Annotated in this window: 18 protein-coding genes and 2 pseudogenes; 6 read left to right on the forward strand and 14 right to left on the reverse strand. The window is 68.1% G+C overall.

What is annotated here, in order from left to right:
• Nucleotides 1-36 precede the first annotated feature (36 nt).
• Nucleotides 37-294, forward strand: a pseudogene (locus tag ACQP0P_RS21960) (response regulator transcription factor); the annotation flags it as partial.
• Between the two features lie 60 nt (nt 295-354).
• Here ACQP0P_RS21960 and ACQP0P_RS21965 read toward each other — a convergent pair.
• Together ACQP0P_RS21965 and ACQP0P_RS21970 are read right to left on the reverse strand one after the other, a co-directional pair.
• Nucleotides 355-909: a GNAT family N-acetyltransferase gene (locus tag ACQP0P_RS21965; RefSeq protein ID WP_433380069.1), complete on the reverse strand. Its 555-nt coding sequence runs from the start codon at nt 907-909 to the stop codon at nt 355-357.
• Between the two features lie 210 nt (nt 910-1,119).
• Nucleotides 1,120-2,349, reverse strand: coding sequence for an isochorismate synthase (locus ACQP0P_RS21970; RefSeq protein WP_433380072.1), 1,230 nt, complete (start codon nt 2,347-2,349; stop codon nt 1,120-1,122).
• 180 nt (nt 2,350-2,529) lie between these two features.
• On the opposite strand from ACQP0P_RS21970, the gene ACQP0P_RS21975 reads away from it, so the two are divergent.
• Complete coding sequence (locus tag ACQP0P_RS21975) at nt 2,530-3,384, forward strand: SGNH/GDSL hydrolase family protein (protein WP_433380075.1); 855 nt, start codon at nt 2,530-2,532, stop codon at nt 3,382-3,384.
• 41 nt (nt 3,385-3,425) lie between these two features.
• Here ACQP0P_RS21975 and ACQP0P_RS21980 read toward each other — a convergent pair whose 3' ends face one another.
• From ACQP0P_RS21980 to ACQP0P_RS22000, 5 genes are all read right to left on the reverse strand, one after another.
• The gene (locus tag ACQP0P_RS21980; protein ID WP_433380078.1) at nt 3,426-4,031 is read right to left on the reverse strand and encodes a response regulator; all 606 of its coding nucleotides are present in this window, start codon (nt 4,029-4,031) and stop codon (nt 3,426-3,428) included.
• A 173-nt stretch (nt 4,032-4,204) separates the two neighbouring features.
• Nucleotides 4,205-5,305: a sensor histidine kinase gene (locus ACQP0P_RS21985; protein ID WP_433380081.1), complete on the reverse strand. Its 1,101-nt coding sequence runs from the start codon at nt 5,303-5,305 to the stop codon at nt 4,205-4,207.
• An 82-nt stretch (nt 5,306-5,387) separates the two neighbouring features.
• Entirely contained in the window at nt 5,388-6,113 is a 726-nt protein-coding gene (locus ACQP0P_RS21990) for an ABC transporter permease (RefSeq protein WP_433380083.1), read from the reverse strand.
• Nucleotides 6,113-7,000, reverse strand: coding sequence for an ABC transporter ATP-binding protein (locus ACQP0P_RS21995; protein WP_433380086.1), 888 nt, complete (start codon nt 6,998-7,000; stop codon nt 6,113-6,115). Before ACQP0P_RS21995 ends, ACQP0P_RS21990 begins: the two co-directional genes overlap by 1 nt.
• A 238-nt stretch (nt 7,001-7,238) precedes the next feature.
• The gene (locus ACQP0P_RS22000) at nt 7,239-7,985 is read right to left on the reverse strand and encodes an alpha/beta fold hydrolase (RefSeq protein ID WP_433380089.1); all 747 of its coding nucleotides are present in this window, start codon (nt 7,983-7,985) and stop codon (nt 7,239-7,241) included.
• A gap of 80 nt (nt 7,986-8,065) precedes the next feature.
• On the opposite strand from ACQP0P_RS22000, the gene ACQP0P_RS22005 reads away from it, so the two are divergent.
• Both ACQP0P_RS22005 and ACQP0P_RS22010 read left to right on the forward strand, forming a co-directional pair.
• Complete coding sequence (locus ACQP0P_RS22005) at nt 8,066-9,022, forward strand: helix-turn-helix transcriptional regulator (protein ID WP_433380092.1); 957 nt, start codon at nt 8,066-8,068, stop codon at nt 9,020-9,022.
• Between the two features lie 133 nt (nt 9,023-9,155).
• Nucleotides 9,156-9,653 carry a GNAT family N-acetyltransferase gene (locus ACQP0P_RS22010; RefSeq protein WP_433380096.1) on the forward strand — a complete coding sequence of 166 codons (498 nt, stop codon included), beginning with the start codon at nt 9,156-9,158 and terminating at the stop codon, nt 9,651-9,653.
• A 449-nt stretch (nt 9,654-10,102) separates the two neighbouring features.
• Here the strand turns inward: ACQP0P_RS22010 and ACQP0P_RS22015 are convergent, their stop codons facing one another.
• The 3 genes from ACQP0P_RS22015 to ACQP0P_RS22025 form a co-directional block, all read right to left on the reverse strand.
• Nucleotides 10,103-12,193: a caspase, EACC1-associated type gene (locus tag ACQP0P_RS22015; RefSeq protein WP_433380098.1), complete on the reverse strand. Its 2,091-nt coding sequence runs from the start codon at nt 12,191-12,193 to the stop codon at nt 10,103-10,105.
• Nucleotides 12,194-12,215: 22 nt separating this feature from the next.
• Nucleotides 12,216-12,614 (reverse strand): hypothetical protein, encoded by a 399-nt coding sequence (locus ACQP0P_RS22020; RefSeq protein ID WP_433380100.1) that lies wholly within the window; start codon nt 12,612-12,614, stop codon nt 12,216-12,218.
• Between the two features lie 707 nt (nt 12,615-13,321).
• Nucleotides 13,322-14,397, reverse strand: a protein-coding gene (locus ACQP0P_RS22025; protein ID WP_433380102.1) for an IS630 family transposase whose coding sequence is annotated in 2 segments (ribosomal slippage) — nt 13,322-13,854 and nt 13,854-14,397 — 1,077 coding nt in all. Because the reading frame shifts where the segments join, the coding sequence is not laid out codon by codon here.
• A 138-nt stretch (nt 14,398-14,535) separates the two neighbouring features.
• Between ACQP0P_RS22025 and ACQP0P_RS22030 the strand changes: the two genes are divergently transcribed.
• Nucleotides 14,536-15,039 carry a hypothetical protein gene (locus tag ACQP0P_RS22030; protein WP_433380105.1) on the forward strand — a complete coding sequence of 168 codons (504 nt, stop codon included), beginning with the start codon at nt 14,536-14,538 and terminating at the stop codon, nt 15,037-15,039.
• Nucleotides 15,040-15,139: 100 nt separating this feature from the next.
• Here ACQP0P_RS22030 and ACQP0P_RS22035 read toward each other — a convergent pair whose 3' ends face one another.
• The 3 genes and pseudogenes from ACQP0P_RS22035 to ACQP0P_RS22045 form a co-directional block, all read right to left on the reverse strand.
• A complete protein-coding gene (locus ACQP0P_RS22035; protein WP_433380108.1) occupies nt 15,140-15,397 on the reverse strand; it encodes a hypothetical protein in 258 nt (85 codons plus the stop codon).
• A 158-nt stretch (nt 15,398-15,555) separates the two neighbouring features.
• Entirely contained in the window at nt 15,556-16,452 is an 897-nt protein-coding gene (locus ACQP0P_RS22040) for an SAM-dependent methyltransferase (RefSeq protein ID WP_433380111.1), read from the reverse strand.
• A gap of 364 nt (nt 16,453-16,816) precedes the next feature.
• Nucleotides 16,817-17,008 (reverse strand): annotated as a pseudogene (locus ACQP0P_RS22045) (transposase); the annotation flags it as partial.
• Nucleotides 17,009-17,859: 851 nt separating this feature from the next.
• Here ACQP0P_RS22045 and ACQP0P_RS22050 point away from each other — a divergent pair.
• Nucleotides 17,860-18,255 carry a VOC family protein gene (locus tag ACQP0P_RS22050; protein WP_433380114.1) on the forward strand — a complete coding sequence of 132 codons (396 nt, stop codon included), beginning with the start codon at nt 17,860-17,862 and terminating at the stop codon, nt 18,253-18,255.
• Between the two features lie 353 nt (nt 18,256-18,608).
• Here the strand turns inward: ACQP0P_RS22050 and ACQP0P_RS22055 are convergent, their stop codons facing one another.
• Nucleotides 18,609-21,830 carry a S41 family peptidase gene (locus ACQP0P_RS22055; protein ID WP_433380117.1) on the reverse strand — a complete coding sequence of 1,074 codons (3,222 nt, stop codon included), beginning with the start codon at nt 21,828-21,830 and terminating at the stop codon, nt 18,609-18,611.
• Nucleotides 21,831-22,427: the final 597 nt, after the last annotated feature.

Genomic DNA, 22,427 nt, shown 5'->3' on the forward strand with positions numbered 1-22,427 from the left:
TAACAGCGGTATCGTGCGCCTCGGAAGTTCCCGCATTTCCCACCCGAGGTGGTGCGGCAGCTCCTGGCCGGGATCACCCACGCCGACCCGCTGAGCCGCCTGACGCCCCGGGAACGCGAGGTGCTCGACCTCATGGCCCAGGGACTGACCAACGCCTCCGCCGCCGAGCGGCTCCACGTCTCGCAGAGCGCCGTCGAGAAGCACGTCAACGCCATCTTCGACAAGCTCGGGCCGCTGCACGTCACCGGCTACAGCCGCCGTGTCCTGGCCGTGCTGCGCTATCTCGGCTCCTGACGCTGGACCCCCGCCTACTCGATGATCGAAGACACGGCGGTCGCCCGGGACGCCCCCGGGTCAGAGCCGGAGCTCGTCCTCCTGGGCCGAGGTGAGGTCGCTGGGCCAGAGCCGGTAGACGTTGAGGCGCGTCTCGTAGTACTTGTCCGTCTCGCCGACCCACTGCATGCCGATGCGCCTGGCCGTGCCGGCACCGCGCTCGTTGTTCACCCGCACGACCGCGACGAGCTCGTGGGCACCGATGGAGAAGGCCCATCCGGCCAGGGCGCGGCCGGCCTCGGTGGCGTAGCCGTGACCCCAGAAGTCGGGGGCGAGCTGCCAGCCGATCTCGATGTCCTCCTCGTCGGGCGGCAGGTACCTCAGGGAGAGGCCACCGATGATCCGCTGGTCGGAGTTGCGGACGATCGCCCAGCGGCCGAGCGGGGGCGTCAGGGTTTCACGGTTGCGTTCCCATGCCTCCAGCGTGGCCCGCATGGCCCCCTCACCGTCGAGCCGGTTCATCGCCGGGGACAGCCACCGGGTGACCTCCGGCGTGCCGTAGATGGCCAGAGCATCGCGGGTGTCCTCGGGACTCCAGTCGCGTACCGTGAGGCGGGCGGTGGTCAGTAACGCCATGGTCTTCCTCTCCCCGGCGAGCGAGCCGGCCGTGCGGCGACGAGAGAACAGTGAGTAGAAGAAAGTGTCGTTTTCTTGCCGGAAATGTCCGATGTGTTGCCCTTGTGAGGGTACGCCTATCTGGCTGCCGCAGACCAGCCGGGTGGGAATTACCCGTTCAGGGATGATCGCCCTGGCCAGGCCTCCGGCGGGCGCCCCGCGCGGCGGCGGTCAGCCCTCCAGGGCGTACTGCATCACCCGGAGCTTGGCCTGGGCCTCGGCGAGCTCGGACGCGGGGTCGGAGTCGCCCATGATGCCGCACCCGGCGAACAGCCGGGCCCGGGGGCCCTCGATCTGGGCGCAGCGCAGCGCGATCCCCCACTCGCCGTCCCCTCGCGCGTCGATCCAGCCGACAGGACCGGCGTATCCGGCTCGGTCCATGCCCTCGAGCTCGCGGATGACGCCGAGCGCGGCCCCGGTCGGGGTGCCGCCGACGGCGGCGGTCGGGTGCATGGCCGCCACCACGTCCAGGACCGAGATCCCCGCCGACAGCCGCCCGGTCACCGGGCTGGCCAGGTGCTGGACGTTGGGGAGCACCAGGAGTTCGGGCTCCTCGGGGATCTTCAGCTCGGCGCAGAGCGGGTCGAGCGCCTCCCGTACCGACGCGACCGCGCAGACGTGCTCGTAGCGGTCCTTCTCCGAGGAGAACAGGGCCGCGCCGCGCGCCATGTCGTCCGCCCGATCGCTGCCCCGCGCGATCGTGCCGGCCAGCACCAGGGACTCGACGGTCTCCCCGGTACGCCGGACCAGCAGTTCGGGGGTGGCGCCGACCAGCCCCGCGCAGGAGAAGGTGTAGCACTCCGGGTAGCTGCCGGCCAGGCGGGCCAGCAGCAGGCGGACATCGATCGCCCGCTCCGCGACGGCGGTCAGGTCGCGGGCGAGCACCGTCTTCTCCAACCGGCCCGACCTGATCCGCCGGACGGCGCGGGCCACGGCGTGCTCCCATTCCGGCGCGCTCAGACTGCCGTCGCCGTACCGGATCCTGCCCGGGTCGCGGAGCGGGGTGACGGCGTCGAGTCGCTGCTCACCGACGGTGGTCAGCCAGGCGCGGCCGTCGCGGCGGGCCAGGATGGTCCGGGGGACGAGGAGAACCGACCCGCGTGACTCCGGGTCGAAGGTGAACGAGCCGAAGGCGACGGGGCCAGAACCGGGGGTCGTCACGTCGTCGTCGACATCCGCCTCGCCGAAGAGATCCGACAGCCGGTCGCGAGCCCAGTCGAAACGCCGGTGGCCGGGCGGCACCTCCAGGCGCAGGGCCTCGCCCCAGGCCACGAGGCCCTCCCCGCGCCTGACCCAGGCATAGGGCGCGGTCTCCGGCAGTCGTGCGAACAGGTCACCGGGGTCGTCGACGGAGGTGGTTCTCACCACGAGAGGACGGGTTGATCCGAGCGCTACACTCACCCCCGCCACTCTATGCCGGAAACTGAACATGTTCGACGGCGGTTCCCCCCGCAGGCACGGCCGCCACGCGGTGTCAAGAAAACCAAGGCACTCGGTCAACGGAACCTGCCGCCCTGGCCTGCGGTGATACATCCGAAGCAGACGCGATCTCGCAGCGGAGGTGTCATGCTTCGCAGGACTGTGACAGCACTCACAGGGCTGGCCGCCCTGACGGCCGCCTGGACCGTTCCGGCCGGGGCGACACCGGTGGAACAACCCTGGCGGCCGGTGGTCATGGCCGCGCTCGGAGACTCCGTCAGCGCGGGGTTCAACGCCTGCGGGTGGTACGTCACCTGCGCCTCGCGTTCCTGGTCGACCGGTGAGCACCGCGATGTCAGGAGCCACTATCAGAGGCTACGCGTCCTGGACGTGGCACTCGCCGGGCACAACGTGAACCTCGCCGTCCCCGGCTCCACCAGCGCCGACCTGGCCGGACAGGTGACGCAGGCGGTCGGACACCGCGCCGACTACGTGACGCTCCTGATCGGTGCCCAGGACGTCTGCGTGTCCGAGGAGCGGCTGATGACCCCCGTGGCCGTCTACGAGAGCCGGGTGGCCGGAGCGCTGGCCCTGTTGCGGGCGGGCAGGCCCGACGCCCGGGTGTTCGTGGCGAGCATCCCCGACATCGGACGGCTCTGGCAGACCGGCAGGGACAACCTGGTGGCACGCGGGTTCTGGGAGGTGGGCCGGATCTGTCCCACCATGCTGGCGCGCCCCACCTCGACGTCGGCGGCCGACCAGGCCCGCCGCGACCGCGTGCGCGCCCGGGTGATCGGTTTCAACGCCGCGCTCGCCAGGGTCTGCGCGGCGTACGGCCCGAACTGCCGGTTCGACGGCAATGCGGTGTTCAGGCAGGCGTTCACGCTGAGCCACATCAGCAAGTGGGACTTCTTCCACCCCAACGCCGCGGGCCAGCGGCTGATCGCGGAGAAGACCTACGGCGCGATGCGCGACTGGCTCGCGGAAGAGGCCCCGGAGCCCGTCCTCGCCCCCTGAGCCGGCAGCCCGGGGCGGCCGGTGACACGTCGCCGCCCCCTTTAGAGCCAGCCGTTGTGCCGGGCGGTGCGGGCGGCCTCGATGCGGTTACGGGTGCCGGTCTTGCCGATCGCGGCGGACAGGTAGTTGCGGACGGTGCTCTCCGACAGGTGCAGCCGCCGCGAGATGTCGGCGATCGTCGCGCCGTCCGCCCCCGCGGCCAGCACGTCCCGCTCACGATCGGTCAGCGGGCTGGCGCCGGTGCTCAGCGCGGCGGCGGCCAGCGCGGGGTCGATCACCTTCTCGCCCGCCAGGACCCGGCGGATCGCCGCGGCGAGATCCTCGACGGGACCGTCCTTGACGAGGAATCCGGCGGCGCCCGCCTCCATCGCCCGGCGCAGGTAGCCGGGCCTGCCGAAGGTGGTCAGGATCAGCACCCGGCAGCCGGGCAGGCGGTCCCGGAGGCCGGCCGCGGCCTCCAGGCCGCTGATTCCCGGCATCTCGACGTCCAGCAGGGCGATGTCGGGACGCGTGTCCAGCGCGGCGGCCACGACCTCGTCGCCCCCGGTGACCGTGGCGACGACCTCGATGTCGTCCTCCAGGCCGAGAAGCAGGGCCAGCGCGCTGCGCATCATGCCCTGGTCCTCGGCCAGCAGCACCCTGATCATGAAAGCGTTCCTCCTCGGCCTCGGCGGAAAACCAGCGATCGTATGAGCGCCGACCTCGACGACAAGCAGATGATCATGAAAGACTCCTCCCCGGTGGGAAACCGCCGATCATCGAAGCGTTCCCAGCGGGAGACCGTCGGCGGTGGGGGCGTCCCCGAGCCGGAAGCCGCCGATCATGGGAGCGTCACCCTCAGCACGAAGCCGTCGCCGCCGCCGGCCTCCAGCGTTCCGCCGAGCGCGACGACCCGTTCGGTCAGGCCGCGCAGGCCGTTGCCCAAGGCGTCCGCGCCGGCCCCCCTGCCGTCGTCGCGGATCTCCAGCACCGTGCCCTCCAGGGTGATCTCACAGGTGCGGGCGGCGCTGTGGCGGACGACATTGGTCACGCCCTCCCGTACGGCCCAGCCCAGCAGGGCGTCGGCCTCCGGCGCGGGGCGGCCCTCGGAGACGGTGACCGCGGCGGCGATGCCCGCGTCGGCCAGTACCGTGCGCGCCGAGGCCAGCTCGGCGGCCAGCCCACGCCCTCGGTAGCCGCTGACCGCGGCCCGCACCTCGGTCAGCGCCTCCCGGCCGACCGCCTCGATGTCGGCCGCCTGCCGAGCCGCCGCCTCCGCGTCGCGGGGGGCCAGCCGCCGTACGGCCTCCGCCTTGACCACCATCACCGACAGGGTGTGCCCGAGCAGGTCGTGCAGGTCGCGGGAGAACCGCAGCCGCTCCTCGGCCACCGCGACCCGGGCCAGCTCCTCCCGGGTCTCCTGGAGCTCGGTGATCACGGAGAAGAGCTTCAGGACGACACTGACCACCAGGCCGCCGGCGGTCGTTCCCCAGGCGGCCAGGGTGATGCTCGCCCAGCCGGCTCCCGCGCGCCACATCACCGCGGTCAGCGCGATCGTCAGCACGGTGAGGAGGAGGTAGACGGACCTGCCGCGCAGCACGACCCCGCAGGCGATCGTCATCAGCGGTGCGAGGTAGAACCAGTTCTGCGCCGGCCCGGCCAGCAGCAGGAAGATCACCACCAGCAGCCCGGCCAGGGCCACGGCCGCCGCCCGTCGCCGGCCATGGAAGGACAGCCGGATGCAGAGCACGTACAGGGTGACGAAGGCGACGACGCCCAGCGCGGCCGGCGGCGCCGGTCGCACCTGCCCCGCCGCGAGGTCGCTGATCGGGGGATAGGCGATCAGCAGCCACGGATAGAAGGCGAGTTCCCCGGGCCCCTGCCTTCTCAACCTCCCCGACCATTTCCGTCTGGCCGCTCCCAGCGGTTTCGCTCTCGCCATCCTTGGTCCTTGCGGCCTCTCCCGCTCCGTCACCCCCGGCTTCCCGCTCATCCGGTCACTCCTATCACGCGACTCGCGGGATTCACACCACGCGCCCGGCCCGGCGGTAGCCGTACACCGCCAGGACGCCGAAGGCGACCAGCCAGCCGATCAGGATCAGTGCCACGCCGGTCCCGGGCGCCTGGCCGAAGGCGACCTTCCGCGCCAGGTCGGCGTAGGTGAAGCTCGGTGTCCACTCCGCGAGCGCCTTCAACCAGGAGGGGAAGCCCTCGGTGGGCAGCCACAGACCTCCGAGGATCGCCAGCGCCATGTTGGCCGCGATGTTGAGCACGGCGGCGGTCTGGCCGCTGAACCGGTAGCCGATGGCCAGACCGAGCAGGGTGAAGGGCAGGGAACCCGCCCAGAGCAGGAGCACGATCGAGGCCCACTGCCAGATCTCCAGCCGTACCCCGTTGAGCAACGCCGCCGACAGGCACACGCCGGCGATCGCGGGCAGCACCACGAGCATGCCGGTGCCCGCCTTGCCGGCGATCACCCGTACCGGCGCCAGGGGAGTGACGCGCAGCTGCCGCAGCCAGCCCGCCGTCCTGTCCTCGGCGATGCCGGTGCCGTTGTTGAAAGCCGCGCCGATCGCGCCGAAGGCGGCCATGCTGACCATCATGTACGGGGCGGCCCAGCTACGGTCGTCGCCCGCTATGCCGAGGTTGGTGAAGATCAGGTACATCACCACGGGCATCGTGAAACCCATGATCACATATCCCGGGTCGCGGCGGCTTCTGGCGATCTCCAGGCGGATGTAGCCGAGCATCAGGCGTCCACTCCCGTCAGTGCGATGAAGGCGTCCTCGAGCGCGGCGGGGACCACCTCAAGGTCTCGTACGGCTCCGGCCTCGGCCAGCGCCAGGACCGTGGCGTCGGCGTCGCGGGTGCGCAGGTGGGCGCGGTTCCCGTGGATCTCCACGGAGGTGACCCCGGGAAGGCGGTCCAGCAGTGCGACGTCCCCGGCGGTGGCGGTGACGCTGACCGTGGTCAGCGGGACCAGGCGCTTGATCTCCCGGCTGGTGCCGTCGGCCGCGATCCGGCCCCTGTCGATCACCACCACCCGGTCGGCGTACTCGTCGGCCTCCTCCAGGTAGTGGGTGGAGAACAGCACGGTCCTGCCGCGCGCGGCGAAGGCACGCATGCTCTCCCAGAACTCCCGCCTGGCCCGGACGTCCAGCGCCGCGGTCGGCTCGTCCAGCAGGATCAGCTCCGGGTCCCCGGCCAGCGCCAGCGCGAAACGGAGGCGCTGCGCCTGGCCGCCGGAGAGCCGTTCCACCCTGCGGCCGGCCAGCTCCTCCAGCCCCGCGACGGCCATCACCTCCGGTAGCGGGAGCGGCGCCCGGTAGGTTCCGGAGACGAAGCCGAGCAGCTCGCCGACCGTGGTCCGGGAGACGAGGCCGCCCTCCTGGGGCATCGCCGCCAGCCGACCCTTGCGGATCGCGGTCTCCGGGGCGCCACCGAACACGCGTACCGTTCCGGAGTCGGGGGCCAGCAGCCCGAGCAGCAGCCCGATGCTGGTCGACTTGCCCGCGCCGTTGGGGCCGAGCAGGGCGACGGTCTGCCCGGCGGGGATGTCGAGGCTGAGGTCGTCCACGGCGCGTACCGCCCCGAAACGTTTGGTCACGTTCTTGAGTGACACCGCGTCATTCGTCATGCGAAAGACGCTACGGAGGGCGCGGGGTCCCAGGTAGATCCATCGATCCAGGGCCGCCCGGGACAAATGTCACCTCTCGGTGCTCGCGGAACTCCTGGCTCGTCACCGGAACCGCAGTGTGGAGGCCCCCGGTGTGCACGGCGGGCCTCCACGAGCCCTGTCGTGGGGGGCATCGGGCGGAGCGTGCCGGCCGCTCTCAACCTCGCCCTTTCTCTTCCCGCCCCGCCAGGACTTCGTCTCAGACCGCCAGCGCGGCGAGCGCGGCCGCGGTCTCCTCCGGCTTGGAGAACATCGGCCAGTGGCCGGTGGGCACCGAGGCGAAGCTCCACTCGGGCCCGGCGAGCGCCGCGAAGAACGGATGACCGGCGGCGATCATGGCGTGCACCTGCTCCAGCGGGAACGAGCACGTGATGAGTGTCTTGGGCAACGCGTCCGCGCCGGCCTTGAGCGCCAGGGGCTGGGTCATCGTCCCGTACGGCTGCGGGGTCGCGCGGGAGGCGAACCACTCGCGTTCGGTTTCGCCCAGCCCCTCCAGACTGGCCCCGGCCCGCTCCTGCTCCTCCCAGGACGGGAGCGGGTAGCCCACCCCGTCGCCCTGCTCGGCGACCCGTCTTTCGATGAACGCCCGCCAGCCGGGCTCGGTGGCGTCCAACTGGGTCATGCCGTCGGCCAGCGGACCGCTGTCGAGGTAGACGATCCGGGCGACGCGCTCGGGAATCCGGTCGGCCGCGCCGGTGACCGGTGCACCGGCCCCGCTGTGGGCGACGAGGATCACCTCGCTGGAGTCCGCGAAGACGACCGTGTTGACGATGTCCTGGATGTGGGTCTCCAGGTCGACCCCAGGACCTGCCAGGTGGGCTCTGTCGCCGAGCCCGGTGAGCGTGACCGGGTGGACCTCGTGCCCGGCCTCGCGCAGCGGCCGGGTGACCTTCTCCCAGGCCCACGCGCCCAGCCAAAAACCGGGAATCAGCACATAAGTGCTCATATATCTCTCCTTCGTTCGCCTGGTTTCACCCTAGGATCGAATCCGGACAGTATCGGTCCTGATTTCTGAGGAGAACGTGAATGACCGCCGCGAGGGTCCTCGCGCTACTGGAGTTGCTGCAGGCCGCCCCCGGCCTGACCGGCCCCGAACTCGCCGCCAGGCTGGAGGTGGACGAGCGCACGGTGCGCCGCTACGCGGTGCGGCTGTCGGAGCTCGGCGTGCCGGTCTCGGCCGAGCGGGGCCGCCACGGCGGCTACCGGCTGCTGCCCGGCTACAAGCTGCCGCCGCTGATGCTCACCGACGACGAGGCCACCGCGGTGGTGCTGGGGCTGCTGGCCGGCCGGCGGACCGGGCTGGCGGTGGGGGAGACGGCCACCGAGAGCGCCCTGGCCAAGATCCAGCGGGTGCTCCCGGGGCCGCTGCGCGAGCGTGTCGACGCGATCTCGGAGACGCTGGGCCACACCGGCGCCGCGACCCGGGCACCCGCTCCGAAGGCGGGCCCGCTGCTCGCCCTCGCCGACGCAGCCCGTCGCCGGGTCACCGTCCGGCTGGCCTACCGCTCCTGGCGCGGCGACGCCTCGACGCGCGACCTGGACCCGTACGGCATCGTCTTCCACTCCGGCCGCTGGTATGTCGCGGGCCTCGACCACGACAGCGGGGAGATCAGGACCTTCCGGGTGGACCGGGTGGCGAGCGCCGCGCGCACCGAGCGGAGGTTCCCGGCCCCGGACGACTTCGACCCGGTCGCGCACGTGGTCGGATCGCTGTCGGCGGTGCCCTACCGCTACGAGGTCAGGGTGCTGCTGGAGACCACGCTGGAGGAGGCCGCCGCCCGGATCCCCGCCGCCACGGCGACCCTGGCCGAGACGCCGGCCGGGGTGCTGCTGGCCACCAGGGCCGACCGGCTGGCCGGGATGGCCCAGATGCTCGCCGGCCTCGGCTGGCCGTTCACCGTCATCACCCCCGCCGAACTACGCGACGAGATCAGAGCCCTCGCCACCCGCCTCCTCACCTCCGCAGCCGTCACCCCGCCCTGACCTCGGCGCTTCGCGGTCTCCCGCCGAGGAGATCATCTGGCCGCACCGACCGCGATCCGGGCACTGGGATAGTTGCTTTTGGAATTCTCCGCCTGCGGGCTGAGGAGGATGTCGGGGATGACGAAAGGCGATCATGCTGATCAGAGCGGCGCGGGTGGTCGAGGCGGACCTCCTGAGCGAGCTGGCGGTTCGATCCAAGGCGCACTGGGGCTACGACGAGGCATTCATGGCGGTTTGCCGGGACGAACTGGCCATCTCGGCCTCGGAGGTCGAGAAGCTGCGAACCACGGTGGCCGAACACAACGGCCGCGTCCTGGGCTTCGCCACCCTGGAAGGAAACCCCCCGGAGGGGGCCTTGGGCATGCTCTTCGTCGAACCGGACGCCATCGGCCAAGGTATCGGTCGCCGCCTGTTCGAGCATGCCGTCGCCGCTGCGGCGGACCTCGGCTTCGCGCGCCTGACCATCGACGCGGACCCGAACGCGGAACCGTTCTACCTGGCCATGGGCGCCACCAGAATCGGTGCGACCCCCTCAGGGTCCATCCCCGGGCGGTTGCTACCCCTGCTCGCGATCACCATTGTCGGACGCGACGCCGAGGACGAGATTCCAGTCACCGATCTCTCCTCCTGAGTCAGGCTCACTCCCCGACCGCATCGCGAAGGATGGTGGGTACAGGGGATCCGGACTGCCGACGGTTTTACAGCCCGTGACCGTTCCCGTCCGCTCGTAGCTCCTGACCTGCGGCACGATCCCGTCGTTCCGTTGTGATCAGCAAGATCATTGCACGTATCTTGCGCGGTCCCCGAACGACTCCCACGGGAGGCTGGGCTCCAGGGCCTACGGCTCCGACAAGACGTTCCCAGTGGACAAGCTAAGCGCTTTTCGGCTTGGAAGTTCCCTCGTCGCTGAGCCACGCCATGTGAGCACTGTAAGCCGTCGGGCCGTTGAGCCCTGAAGTCATAAGCCAGTAGGACCAAGGTGAGCAGGGAGTAGTGACCAGCGCGAGAAACCTCTCCCCGAGTCGCTGCTCATGGTCTCTGAATTTCCGGGCCGTAATGGCCGCTGTCGGGGTGGCGGGGTCAGCGGGTTGGCCACAACTTCACGCTGTTGTCGCCGCTGCCGGTGGCGAGGGTTGCCCCGTCCGGGCTGAAGGCCACCGAGTAGACCCAGCCGGTGTGGCCGGTGAGGGTGGCAACGGTTTCGCCACTGGCCACGTCCCACAACTTCACGCTGTTGTCGCCGCTGCCGGTGGCGAGGGTTGCCCCGTCCGGGCTGAAGGCCACCGAGTGGACAGCGCCGGTGTGGCCGGTGAGGGTGGCAACGGTTTCGCCACTGGCCACGTCCCACAACCGCACCATGGTGTCGCCGCTGCCGGTGGCGAGGGTTGCCCCGTCCGGGCTGAAGGCCACCGAGTAGACCCAGCCGGTGTGGCCGGTGAGGGTGGCAAGGGTTTCGCCACTGGCCACGTCCCACAACCGCACCATGGTGTCGCCGCTGCCGGTGGCGAGGGTTGCCCCGTCCGGACTGAAGGCCACCGAGTGGCCGGTGAGGGTGGCAACGGTTTCGCCACTGGCCACGTCCCACAACCGCACCGTGTGATCGGTGCTGCCGGTGGCGAGGGTTGCCCCGTCCGGGCTGAAGGCCACCGAGTAGACAGCGCCGGTGTGACCGGTGAGGGTGGCAACGGTTTCGCCACTGGCCACGTCCCACAACCGCACCGTGTGATCGGTGCTGCCGGTGGCGAGGGTTGCCCCGTCCGGGCTGAAGGCCACCGAGTAGACAGCGCCGGTGTGACCGGTGAGGGTGGCAACGGTTTCGTAGCCGGCCACGTCCCACAACCGCACCGTGTGATCGGTGCTGCCGGTGGCGAGGGTTGCCCCGTCCGGGCTGAAGGCCACCGAGTAGACAGCGCCGGTGTGACCGGTGAGGGTGGCGATCGGTGCGAGGTCGGGGATGCGGTTGAGGGCGATCACCGGCACGCCGATGGCGGTGAGGGCGATCATGACCGGTACGCCGATGACGGTGAGGGCGATCCTGACCGGCACGTCGATGGCAATGAGGGCGATCATGACCGGTACGCCGACGGCAATGAGGGCGATCATGACCGGCACGACGATGGCGGCGGGGGCCGGCGCTGCCGCATCGGGAGAGATCACCTGGCTGCTATCCGGGCCTTCGGTCCCGCCGTTCCGGCGCCGTCTGGCCGGATCCGCAACGAGATCGCCTCCGGCGGAAGGCGGCGGCGAAGGAGCCGGACGCGGGTTCGGACGCGGGTTCGGACGCGAGTCCGGGGATGGCTGGTCAGGCACCTTCGACCCTGGCCTTACCAGGGGTACGTACTTGTTGGCCACCGGCATCCGGAAAGGCAGGGTGCCCTTGGCTGACTCATCCTCGGCGTCGTCTTGTCGGAGGTCAGCACTGACGGGAGGGGCGAGTTGCGCGTGGGGTGCCAATCGAGGGTTACGAGCGATGATCAGCTCGCCTCGTACTGTACTGATCTTCTCGGGAGTCTGGTGCGGTGTGATCTGACGAACGTGATCGAAGAGGTAGTCGTACAGTTCGTCCACCGACACGGTGCCGTCTCTGTCGAGATCGGCCTCGCCGGTCCGAAGCCCTTCGACCAGCACCCCCGTAAACACTGATGGCCGACCGGTCCCGCTCATGAGTCCAGTGTCGGATTCATACGCATATTCGAGGGATGTGGATGCACTGATCACCACCCGGCCACGCCCCTGGAACCGATCCAGGTCCATACGGTCGGACGATCGAGGAATGAGGTCTTGTGGGAACGCTCCACTATAACAACAATCCAATAACAGAACTATTTTCTGCGACCTGCTGCGGTCAATCTGTTCGTTGACGAATGCCGCGGAAAGGCCGGTGGCCGCCAGCCGATCAAGTTTGGTCGACGACATCGCGAAATAGAGGCGACCCGACTCATCCTTAACTCCGTGACAGGAAAGGTGTAGTACCAGAAGATCGTCGGCCCGACGGTCAGCGAAGAATCCCTCAATCTCCTCCGCCACCTCATAGGCGGGCCGGTTGAACAGCTGGCGGGTGGAAAAGCCGCCGATTCTTGGATCCGACAGGACATTGGATAGTTCGCGGCCATCGTGCGTCGGAGATCTCAGCTGTCCCAGTGCCTTATCGGCGTAAGTGTCAGCTCCCACAATCAGTGCGTACGAACCAGGCTCAGGGCTTGGCATGACGCTCGATCCAGTGGTCGATCAGCCGACGCTGGTCCGCCCGGGAAACCCTGGTGATCTCCAGGACGTCCTCGCCGAGCTCGATCCTCACCGAACGCCCCGGTCCCCGGCCGACCCACGCGCTGATCAGATCGATCACGGCCGTTATTCCAACGGGCTCGACAAGGCTGACGAGCATCACGCCAATGGTGCCAACGTCAACACCTTTCGCGCCTTCGGGCAGAGCGCTCGGAATCGCGTCGACTGCGAGAATGTCGAGCTGCAGAAGGTCCCGGCGCAGGAGAACGGCGGCTTGGGCGACCTCTTCCGGCAACCCCCACGGCCCGAGACCGATCTCAATTCGAAATGAGGCAGACCCGTTGGGTCGAGCTCTACGTTCTTCCACCGAACACGACTCCTCGACTGGGAGGTCCGGAATACTCAAAGGCTTAGTCTGCGAGCATATCCATGGGCATACTCGCGCGCCAGATGCGGTGACGAGCCACATCCCACCCACTTGTTGAAGGCTCCCAATCGCCTGGACGATGTTGTTGAACCTTTGCGTGGCGGCGTCGTTGACGTGGCACATGACGACTACCGAGCGGGCAGCCTGGTCTCGCATCGCCAGTCAGAGCGACCTTGCGGGGTCGAGCTGTCATAGCGAGATGCATTGGCTTCCTTCAACGGGCAGCATGGCAGAGTACCGGATCTGCTGTGGGATGAGGTCAGGAGCTTCTTCGACCCTGATCTGATGGGGACACTGCCGGATGTATGGATTGCGAATGCCTCGGTCGGCGACTGACAGGCAGCCCTTGATCTGATCGAGGCCCATGGCTGGAGGAACGAGTACTCCGAGGGCGACATCGTCATGCCTCTGCCTCACGCCGCGCACGTGTTGTCCCGGCTCGCGGATGGCGATTGCCCAAGTCTGCGCGTCTGACCGGCTCCTGGTGTACTGGCGATCTTTCGGTTCCTGTCGAAGGACACGATCGACTTCGATGTCGATCTGCAGGAGCTGCAGGGACAGGAACAGCTGGACCTCCTGTGTGAGTTCTTCACGGCGATCGGGCGGAAGCTGGGCAAGCCGGTACTGAGCCTGAAAGTTGGGCGTTGCTACGGTGGGTCGGACAGGACGAGGCCGGTCTCGGCGATGAATCCGGCCAGGAGTTCGGGTTGGTATTGCATGGGCTTGAGCCGGTTCTTGATCAGGGCGGTCAGCTGGTCGATGTCATCCACGGTGAAGTTGAACAGCTTGGTGCGCAGCGCCGCCCAGATGCCCTCGGCGGGGTTGAGGTCGGGGGCATACGGTGGGAACCGGTAGACCGGCAGCCAGTCTTTCTGGTTGGCGATCCAGGCGCGCATCCGAGCCGAGACGTGTTCGGGCAGGCTGTCCCATACCAGCGAGATCGGGCCGCCCAACTGGGCGTGTGCAGAGTTCAGCAGGGACTGCAGCGCCACCTCGTTGAACCCTTTGTTCTCGTGTTTACGGCGGTGATAGGTGAGCGTGCGGTAGATCAGCCGGGTCCGCTCGCCGGGCCGGACGCACAGCAGCGCGGCGATCGAGGTACGGCCCGAGCCGCGATAGGACACCGGAAGGACCGGTGTGTGGCCCTTGGGTGCCCAGGTTCTGCCTTTGGGCGGTCTTAGGCTCTGGCCGGACTCGTCGGCGAAGACGAGCCACGAGCCCCAGGCCGCCCGGGTGCTTTTATCGCCGACCACACCCGCTTCACCCAGGTGGCGACCCGCGCCTCATCGCGTTGGCCGGCCCGGTGCGCGGGCACCTGGAACGACCAGCCCAGCCGCCGCAGCAGGTAGGCCACCGCACGCGGGGTATAGCAGACGTGGAATTTCCGCGCGATCAGCAGGGCGATACGCGGGCTGGTCCAGCGCTGGTCGTCCCAGCCGTGCACGGCGGCGCCCTGGCCCAGGAGCGTCTCCAGCAGCCTCAACTGCTCGGCGGTGAGTTTGCAGCCGTTGCCCGCGGCGCCCTTGGAGACCAGCGCGGCCTTGCCTCCACGACTCCACAGGGCGTGCCATTCATACGCGGACTTGAGTGTGATGCCCAGCAGTTGGGCGACCCGGGTCGGGGTGATTCCCCCGGCGAACATGTCCGCGGCCCGGAACCGCAGCCTCTGCCGACGGTCCCGCTCTGGCGCGGACAGTCCTCCGCTTCTATCGGAGTACCTCATCCTTCAAGACTGCCACCTGGACAAATACCACCTGGCAGGCGCCTGGTAGTTACCTCACGCCCACACTTCTTGATCAGTAGGGAAGGGGCCGATATCCCGCTCTATGCAAGACACCATCGCTGCTGGATCATTCGGTGTATGAATTGGGAGACGCTCAGCACAACTGTTCTGCCCCTGCTCGGCGTGTTACTGGGGACAGGTGGAACTCTCCTGGGTCAGCACCTGGCCACACGTGTTGACAGGAAGCGTCTGGAACACGACCAGATTGTCGTTATGCGTACTGAACGGAAAGCCGCCATCCTTTCTTTTCTCGATGCGGCTCAGCGGATCGAGATGGCCCTGGATGAACACGCTGAATCTAAGGATTCACCAGGTGAAGCGGACTCGAAGGAGAGCCTCCATCAGTTGTGGCTGGCCAAGAAAAATGTTGAACTCGTCTGTTCTCCTGAATTGGCTCAGAGCGCACATGACTACACGTACGCTCTGCATGTCAGCCTGAGAAGCCCTGACCGCATTACTGATACAAGTGCGAAGCGGCAGGCCCGATATCTCGTAATGGAATCTGCGAGGCGAGATCTTGGAATCACCGGACGTCCTCTTCGGCGTGAACTCTCTCCAGCTTCGACACCCAGTGACGACTGAATCCTTTGAAGATCTCGGCACTCGCCCCTCGGGCTGCTGCGTTCCAGGTCAGGGGCAGGGCCCCGGCGTTGATTCGCTATGTCCAGTTCCGGCATGTTGATCAGATGTTGTAGACGGCGAATGCGGCATCGCGGTCGAGGAGGTCGCGGCGAGCGTGGGCGATGTCGGCTCGATCAGCCGGAGGGATGAGTGAGCTGCCGCCGGGCGGTGCGGCGCGCGGGCCCGGGCGTGTCGGGAATCTGCGGGCCAACCCCATCCCCTCGCAACGCCTGCAGCGCAGGTCTGAGTGGTCACCCGCTCGCTTGAACACGCAGTCGTCGAGAAGCCCGTCGTGCTCGCCATCGACGCCGGCGGTCACGGTGCTCGCCGTGGCGGTTGGATGACCTGCTGGAACGGACGTTGCGCGCGGCATTGTCGGCCGGCTTTCCGGCACCACAGTGGCGTGCGAGCCCACCGGTCACCAATGGATGATCACCCAACGGCCGACGGCCGGCTGATCAAGTCTCATACACCCTCTCACATCGGCTTCTCGGCGACGACGATGACGTAGTCCAAGCCGGCAAACTTCTGTCGCATGCGCGTGTCGTCGGCCAGCTCACGACGCAACCAGCGGCGGTAGCCCCAGGTGGTGCTCTGCAGAAATGCCGGGTCATCCAGCTTCTGTTCCGCCCATCTGCACCACGGTTCGTACACGTGGGTGCGGATGGAGGTCAACTGGGCGTGGACGAACCCGGCGGCCTGGAGGCGGGCAACGTACTCGTTGCCGTCATACAAGTTTTCTCCGGGGACTGAAGTGGAGAAAAGATCTCGGCGGTCGGCCTTGTTGACGTTCAACGGCACGATATCTGCCGTCGCGAGCACCCCGCCGGGTCGAAGGACGTGGTGAGCCTGGCGGAAGAATTCGTCCCTGGTCCGGAAATGCAAGGCCGATTCCAGGGCGACCACCCGATCGAAGCTGCCGGGCTCGAACGTCATCGCGGTTGCCGACCCCTCCTGGAAGATCAGCCGATCGCCCAGACCACGTTCGTGGGCCTTGGCCTGAGCAACCCGCACATGCGTTGGCGTTACGTTCAATCCAACGATCTTTGCCGGACTGTGCCGTTTCAACCACATAAAATCCTGGTCGCCATATCCGAACCCGGCATCAAGAATGCGATCGCCCTCCTGAAAGCCTGCGGCGTCCGCCAGCTTCTCCGCCAGTGCCTGGCACGCGTCGTCGAGCGTGTCGGCTTCATTGCGCCAGTAGCCGAAATTGAGGTACGAGCTGTGATTGTTCAGTGCGGTCCAGGTGCTCGGTGGAAAGACCTCATAGGCATGTTTGGCGCGGCTCTCGGGTGACGACATGGCGAGCCTAATGCTCCGGACAACGGCGAGCGCGTCCTGCAAGAATGAGGGGCGTTGCTGGGTGGTCACGGGGGACCTCCTGGGTATGTTCGTGCTTCAGGTAGGATGGGGCGACAGGCTTGATATTGACTGATGTCGTTGATCGATGCGCTGGTCGGATGAATGATCGCGAACGCCGGCAATCAGTTGGGTGCGATGTACGTCACCCCTCACCGCTCCGCCTGATGGATCTTCTTGCGTGCGTTTCAGTAAGAAATGTGATCGTAACTCGAGATGTTCGCTTCCATTAAAGAATCCGACTCTTAAAATTCGCGGACGTAGCAGTCGGTGATTTACGCCAGATAACCCATCGTTGCGAATAGGTGCAGGTGGTAAGGTAAGGTGGGTGTCCGGCTCGGGGTGGTCGGTGTGGACGCGCCCTTACCGGGGGTGGCGGGAAGTCGCGGGGCAGGTATTTCCGGCGACTCCTGTCCTGTTGACATAAAGGATCACATTGAAGATCTCCCGCAGTTGGGCTGAGGTCGGCCGGTTTGAGGCGGGCCTGCCGCCAGGCGGTTAAGGTGGGTTCGATTAATTCCCATCGAGCATCGGGCGGATCGCTGGGGTATGGTTTCCGTTCGGTCATGGCAATGTTTTTACATGAACTGCATGATCGGTGGCGCCCCTCGACGCCAGTGGCTGGTTGGGAGTTTCCATACCATCTCTAAGTCAGGCGGAATCCGAGTGACGTACGCCAATCAAACTGGCGCTCCGGTCGCCACTGCGGACCGCATGAATGCACTCCTTCAGGACGACGCGCCCCAAAGCAAATAGCCTCAAAGGCGATATATCCCCACAGGGCATAGATAAATGCCCTCTCAGGGCACAATCTGGTCCCCGTGCGGGGTGCCGAGCTGGTCGGGAGTCCGACGGGGGAGATCGAGGCCGGTCTCATCGAATGGGCGCCGATGGCGGAGATCCCGGTGATGATCGCCGTGGTGACATCTGGATGTCGGGGACGTTGGTCGGTCTGTGTGCGGCATGGGATGGGCGACGTGGTTGTATCTTGTCCGGTTCACCTTAGCGGCGCACCAGCCGAACGTTGCTCGGATGGGCGCTGGCCGCGGGGTGCCCCCTGCGGCCAGCGGTTCCACGGGTTCCGGTGGCCGCAGCGCTACCGCAGGCTCCGGTGGTCCGTGCTCCAGGGCGCGGGGCGGGAAACAGGCGAACCTCGCCCGGAGTGCTCACCGGCCCGGAGGCGCCCAGGTGGGAGGCGGATCCGGTTTCCTCGCCGACGTCTCGTCAGCTGCCCACTCCGGGTGGCGATCCCACCGGTATATCGAGTTTGACTTATATAAGGTAAAACTGAAATAGTCTTCGAGTGCGCACGTCGACGTTCCTGGTGATCCGGTCCGGAGCCGGGGCCGCTGACGAGCAGGCCGTTCCCATCGCCAGGAACATCATCACCTTTAACGCACCTTGCTAGGAGTCCACCCGATGTCACAAAAAATCACCACTTTCTTGATGTTCGAGGGCGCAGCAGAGGAAGCGGTGACGTTCTACACGTCGCTGTTCGACGACGCGGAGATCCTGGCCATTGCCCGCTACGGCCCCGAGGGGCCCGGCACGGAGGGCAGTGTGCAGCACGCCACGTTCAGGCTGGCGGGCCAGGAGTACATGGCCATCGACAGCAACGTGTCGCACGCGTTCACCTTCACCCCGTCGGTCTCGCTGTACGTGCAGTGCGAGTCGGAGGCGGAGATCGAGCGCCTGTACGCGGCGCTGTTGGAGAACGGCGAGCCGCTGATGCCGCTCGGCTCCTACGGCTTCAGCAAGCGCTTCGGCTGGACCAACGACCGCTTCGGCGTCTCCTGGCAGCTGAACCTCGCCTGATTCCTCCACCTGCTCGCTGTGGCGGATCCCGCGTGCCCGTGACGCGGGATCCGCCACAGCGAGCTCCCGGTTTCGGTGGCGAGTTCCTCGCTGCACAGCCGCCGCGTCTCCGGACAGCCCCCCAGCAGCTCGCCGAGCGGGTCGCGGCCGGTGACGCGGCCGGTGACGTGGCCGGTGACGCGGCCCCGGTCGAGCACGATGACCTTGCGTCTCCTTGGTCAATCGACCGTCCTCAGTTGGTCGATCGACCGTCCTCAGCAGGGCAGCGGACGGCCTCCAGGAGAACAATCGATTCGTTGGGCGGCCCGGCGGCCCGGCGGCCCGGCGGCGCCCGAGCCCGGGCCGGCTCGCGGTCAGCGGGAACGCCGGCGAGGTGGCAGGCGTGGCACCACGAGCCGGGGGCGGGCCGCCGGGTTGGGGGTGTGCGGCGGCTGCAGGACCAGGCGCTCCAGGGCGACCTCGATCGCCCGGTCCAGCTGGGTGTCCACGCCCGCCGCGTAGTCCTGCGGAGTGATGTCGACCTCGATGTCGGGATCGGTGCCGTAGTTCTCCACCCGCCAGCCCACGTCGTCGAAGGCGAAGGAGAACTCCGGCTGGGTGGTGACCGTCCCGTCGGCCAGGTGATGCCGGGGCCAGATGCCGATCACCCCGCCCCAGGTGCGCTTGCCGATCAGCGGGCCCAGGCCGAGCAGTTTGAAGGTGTGACTGAAGATGTCGCCGTCGGAGCCCGCCCACTCGTTGGCGATCGCCACCATCGGGCCGCGCGGTGACTCATCGGGGTAGGGCTCGGGCACGCCCCAGCGGGGGAAGTTGTAGCCCAGGCGGCGCCGGGCCAGCTTCTCCAGCAGCAGCGCCGACACGTGGCCGCCGCCGTTGAAGCGGACGTCCACCACGAGCGCCTCTCGGTCGTACTCGGTCAGGAAGCCGCGGTGGAACTCGGCGTAGCCCTCCGGGCCCATGTCGGGGATGTGCAGGTAGCCGATCCGGCCGTCGCCGAGCTCGTGGCAGCGGGCTCGGTTGGCCTCCACCCAGTCGCGGTAGCGGCCCGGCCGCTCGTCGTCGATGGCCCTGACGGTGACGGTCCGCCTTTCGTTCCCGCGCTGGATGGTCAGCTGGACCTCCTGATCGGCCTGGTTGACCAGCAGTTCGTCGGGGCTGACCTCGGCGCCGACGGGCTGGCCGTTGACGGCCAGCACCACGTCACCCGGCTGTACGTCCACTCCGAGGCGGTTGAGCGGCGAGGTCGCCTCGGGGTCCCACCGGTCACCGCCGACGATCTTCGCGATCCGGTGGACGCCGTCCTCGAAGGCCCAGTCGACGCCCAGCTTGCCCTGCCGGTAGTGCGGCCGGGGCCGGTAGGCGCCGCCGCTCTCGTAGGCGTGCGAGGTGCCCAGCTCACCAAGAAGCTCCCACAGCAGGTCGGAGAACTCCCCTCGGGTGGTGACCCGGTCGACCAGCGGCAGGTAGCGCAGGTAGACGCCGTCCCAGTCGAGCCCGGCCATGTCCTCGGTCCAGAAGTTCTCCCGCTGCAGCCGCCAGGCCTCCCTGAACATCTGCCGCCACTCGGCCTCGGGGCGGATGGACACCTTGACCCGGGACAGGTCCACCCATCCGCTCGTCCGGCCCGGTGTCTCGTCGCTCTCGGGCTCCTCGCCCGCCTTGACCACCCGCAGCCGCCTGCCCGCCTGGTAGAGCAACGTGCTCTGGTCATGGCCGAGCCGGAACTCCGACACGTCCCCGACCATGGTCTCCTGCTTCTGCTTGGCGAAGTCGTAGACGTGCAGGGTGCCCTCGGAGGAGTCGGCGTAGTCGTCACCGAGGCTGCCCTCGACAGGGAAGGTCAGGTAGACGGCCTTGCCCTTGATACCGGCGATGCCCTCGTAGCGGCCCTCGGGGACCGGGAAGCCGACGATCCGGTTCTCGATGCCGTCGAGATCGATGACCACCTCGGGCACCTCCTCGTCCTCGTCCTCCTCCTTGTTCTCGTCGTCGCCGTCGTCCGTGAGAGGCCGGGGCTTGGGGACGAAGGGAGACGTGACGTCGGTGCGGAGCGCGATCGCGTAGGGACGGGAGCCCAGCGGGAAGCCCAGATCGAAGTGGAGCTCGTCGTAGACGGGATTGAAGACACGCCGGCCGATGAAGTAGAGGTAGTCGCCGCCCGGGTCAAAGGCGGGATGGGCGTCCTGCAGCACCGGCCGGGTGGCGAAGAAGGTCTCGCCTGTTTCGACCCGGCACAGTTTCACCGCCGTCGTCTGCGCGGTGTCCCGGCAGGCGTACGCGAGCCAGCGGCCGTCGGGGGACCAGGCCAGGTCCTCGATCGCGCCGAACACGCTGGAGTCGACGGTCCTGCCCCGTGCCAGACCCTTTTTCCGCCGGGAGGTTCTGGGGGACTTCTCCGGTGTGAGGTCGACCAGGATCAGCTCGTTGCGGTGGTTGGCCACCGCGACCAGGTCGGCCGTGGGGGATACCTCCAGCGCGGTGGCGCGGCCGACCTCGAGGTGGTCGAGCCTGACGGGGTCGGCGGAGCCGTCGGCGGTGAGCACCACCAGCACCTCGCGGTCGCCCTCGTCGCTGGCCGCCGCCACGAGCCGCTCACCGTCGTTGAGCCAGTTCAGTAGTCGGTAGCGCACCCCGTACAGCGCACCGTGCTGGCGTACCGGACCCTCCCAGGCGGCGAAGGAGAACGCCTTGCCCCGGGTGGTGATGGCCAGGCCACTGCCGTCGGGGCTGAGCGTGGCGCTGTCCAGAAAGTTCTCGGCCGAGGCGAAGCGGCGGTTGAGCTGGGTGCGCGAGCTGCGCAGCCGTACCTCGATGGGGCGCGACTCGCCGTCCTCCACCAGGTAGAGTTCGGCCCCGGCGTGGTAGACCAGCCGGTGGCCGTCGCCCGACAGGTTGCGGGCGTAGTAGTCGGCGTGGTCGGAGTGCCTGCGCAGGTCGCCGCCGTTCGCGTCGCAGGAGTAGACGTTGCCCACGCCCTCGTGGTCGGAGATGAAATAGACCCGGTCCCCGACCCAGCAGGGCGAGGCGAGATTGCCGGGAAGCGCGGTGAGCCGCCGGAACCGCCCGTCGTCGCCGGTCTCGATCCACAGATCGCCCACGGTGCCGCCGCGGTAGCGCTTCCACCGGGCGGGGTCGGCGGTGTTGCGGCCGAGCACGATCCGCGGGCCGTAGGAGATGGTGTTGGCCGGGCCGTACGGCAGGAGTTCGGGCATCCCATCCGGTTCCACCCGGTGCAGCCGGTTGCGGCCGTCGAAGGGCTGGCCCTGGTCGCTGGCGTAGACGATGCCGCCGTCGGGATCCCAGCCGGTGACGCTGGACCGGACACCGTGGTAGGTCACCCGCCGGGCCGCGCCACCGTCGGCGGGCATCACGTAGACCTCTTCGGGCCCCTCCTCGCGGCCGACGAAGGCGAGCCGGTCGCCACCGGGGGAGAAACGCGGGTAGCCCGCCTCGGCCACCCCGGCGGTCAGCCGGAAGGCCCGCCCGCCGCCGGCGGTGACCATCCACAGGTCGTCCTCGGCGGCGAAGACCACCATGTTGCCGAAGATCGTCGGAAAACGAAGGTAGGCGGGCATCGTGTCACTCCATGATCGGGCGACCGGGTTTCATGCCGGTCGCCCGATCATGATTTCACGCCCTCGGCGGCTAGGAGGCTCGTCCACCCGGGTGGGCGGGCCCCGTCTCGGGCAACCTGGTCTCGGGCTGTCCGGCCTCTTTTTTCGCCTGTTTGGCAGAGCGTGTCGCTTTTATGGCAGCCTTCTTGCTCTTACCCGAGCTCTTCGCCGCCTTGTTCTTACTGTCCTTGGTGTTCTTGGTGTCTGTCATCGTTTCCCCCGTTGTACTTGATGGACGACGCCCTTGATTAGGCACTCAGAGGGGTTTAATACCCTTTACGGGCATCAATCACCCACAGTCTGTGCGGTTACGGATGCGGTGCGTGGTCGAGGGTGGTGCCGGTCGGTGCGTCGAATCATGTGCGCTCCTCGCCACCGGGGCTCCGGCGAGGGCGCTCGTGACCGCCGCGCCCGGTGTCGCGCACGCCGGGCGCGTCGTAGCGGACGGCGGCGGCCAGGAGTGTGGGGTCGCCTTCGAGATTGTCCGGCGCGTGCCACCGGCCTGCCGTCAGGCCGGCCTGGCGATCTGTCGACGTCGTGCGGGAGGCGTTGTGCCCG

Origin of the sequence: Streptosporangium sp. CA-115845 (assembly GCF_050943795.1) — a bacterium.
GTDB lineage: Bacteria > Actinomycetota > Actinomycetes > Streptosporangiales > Streptosporangiaceae > Streptosporangium.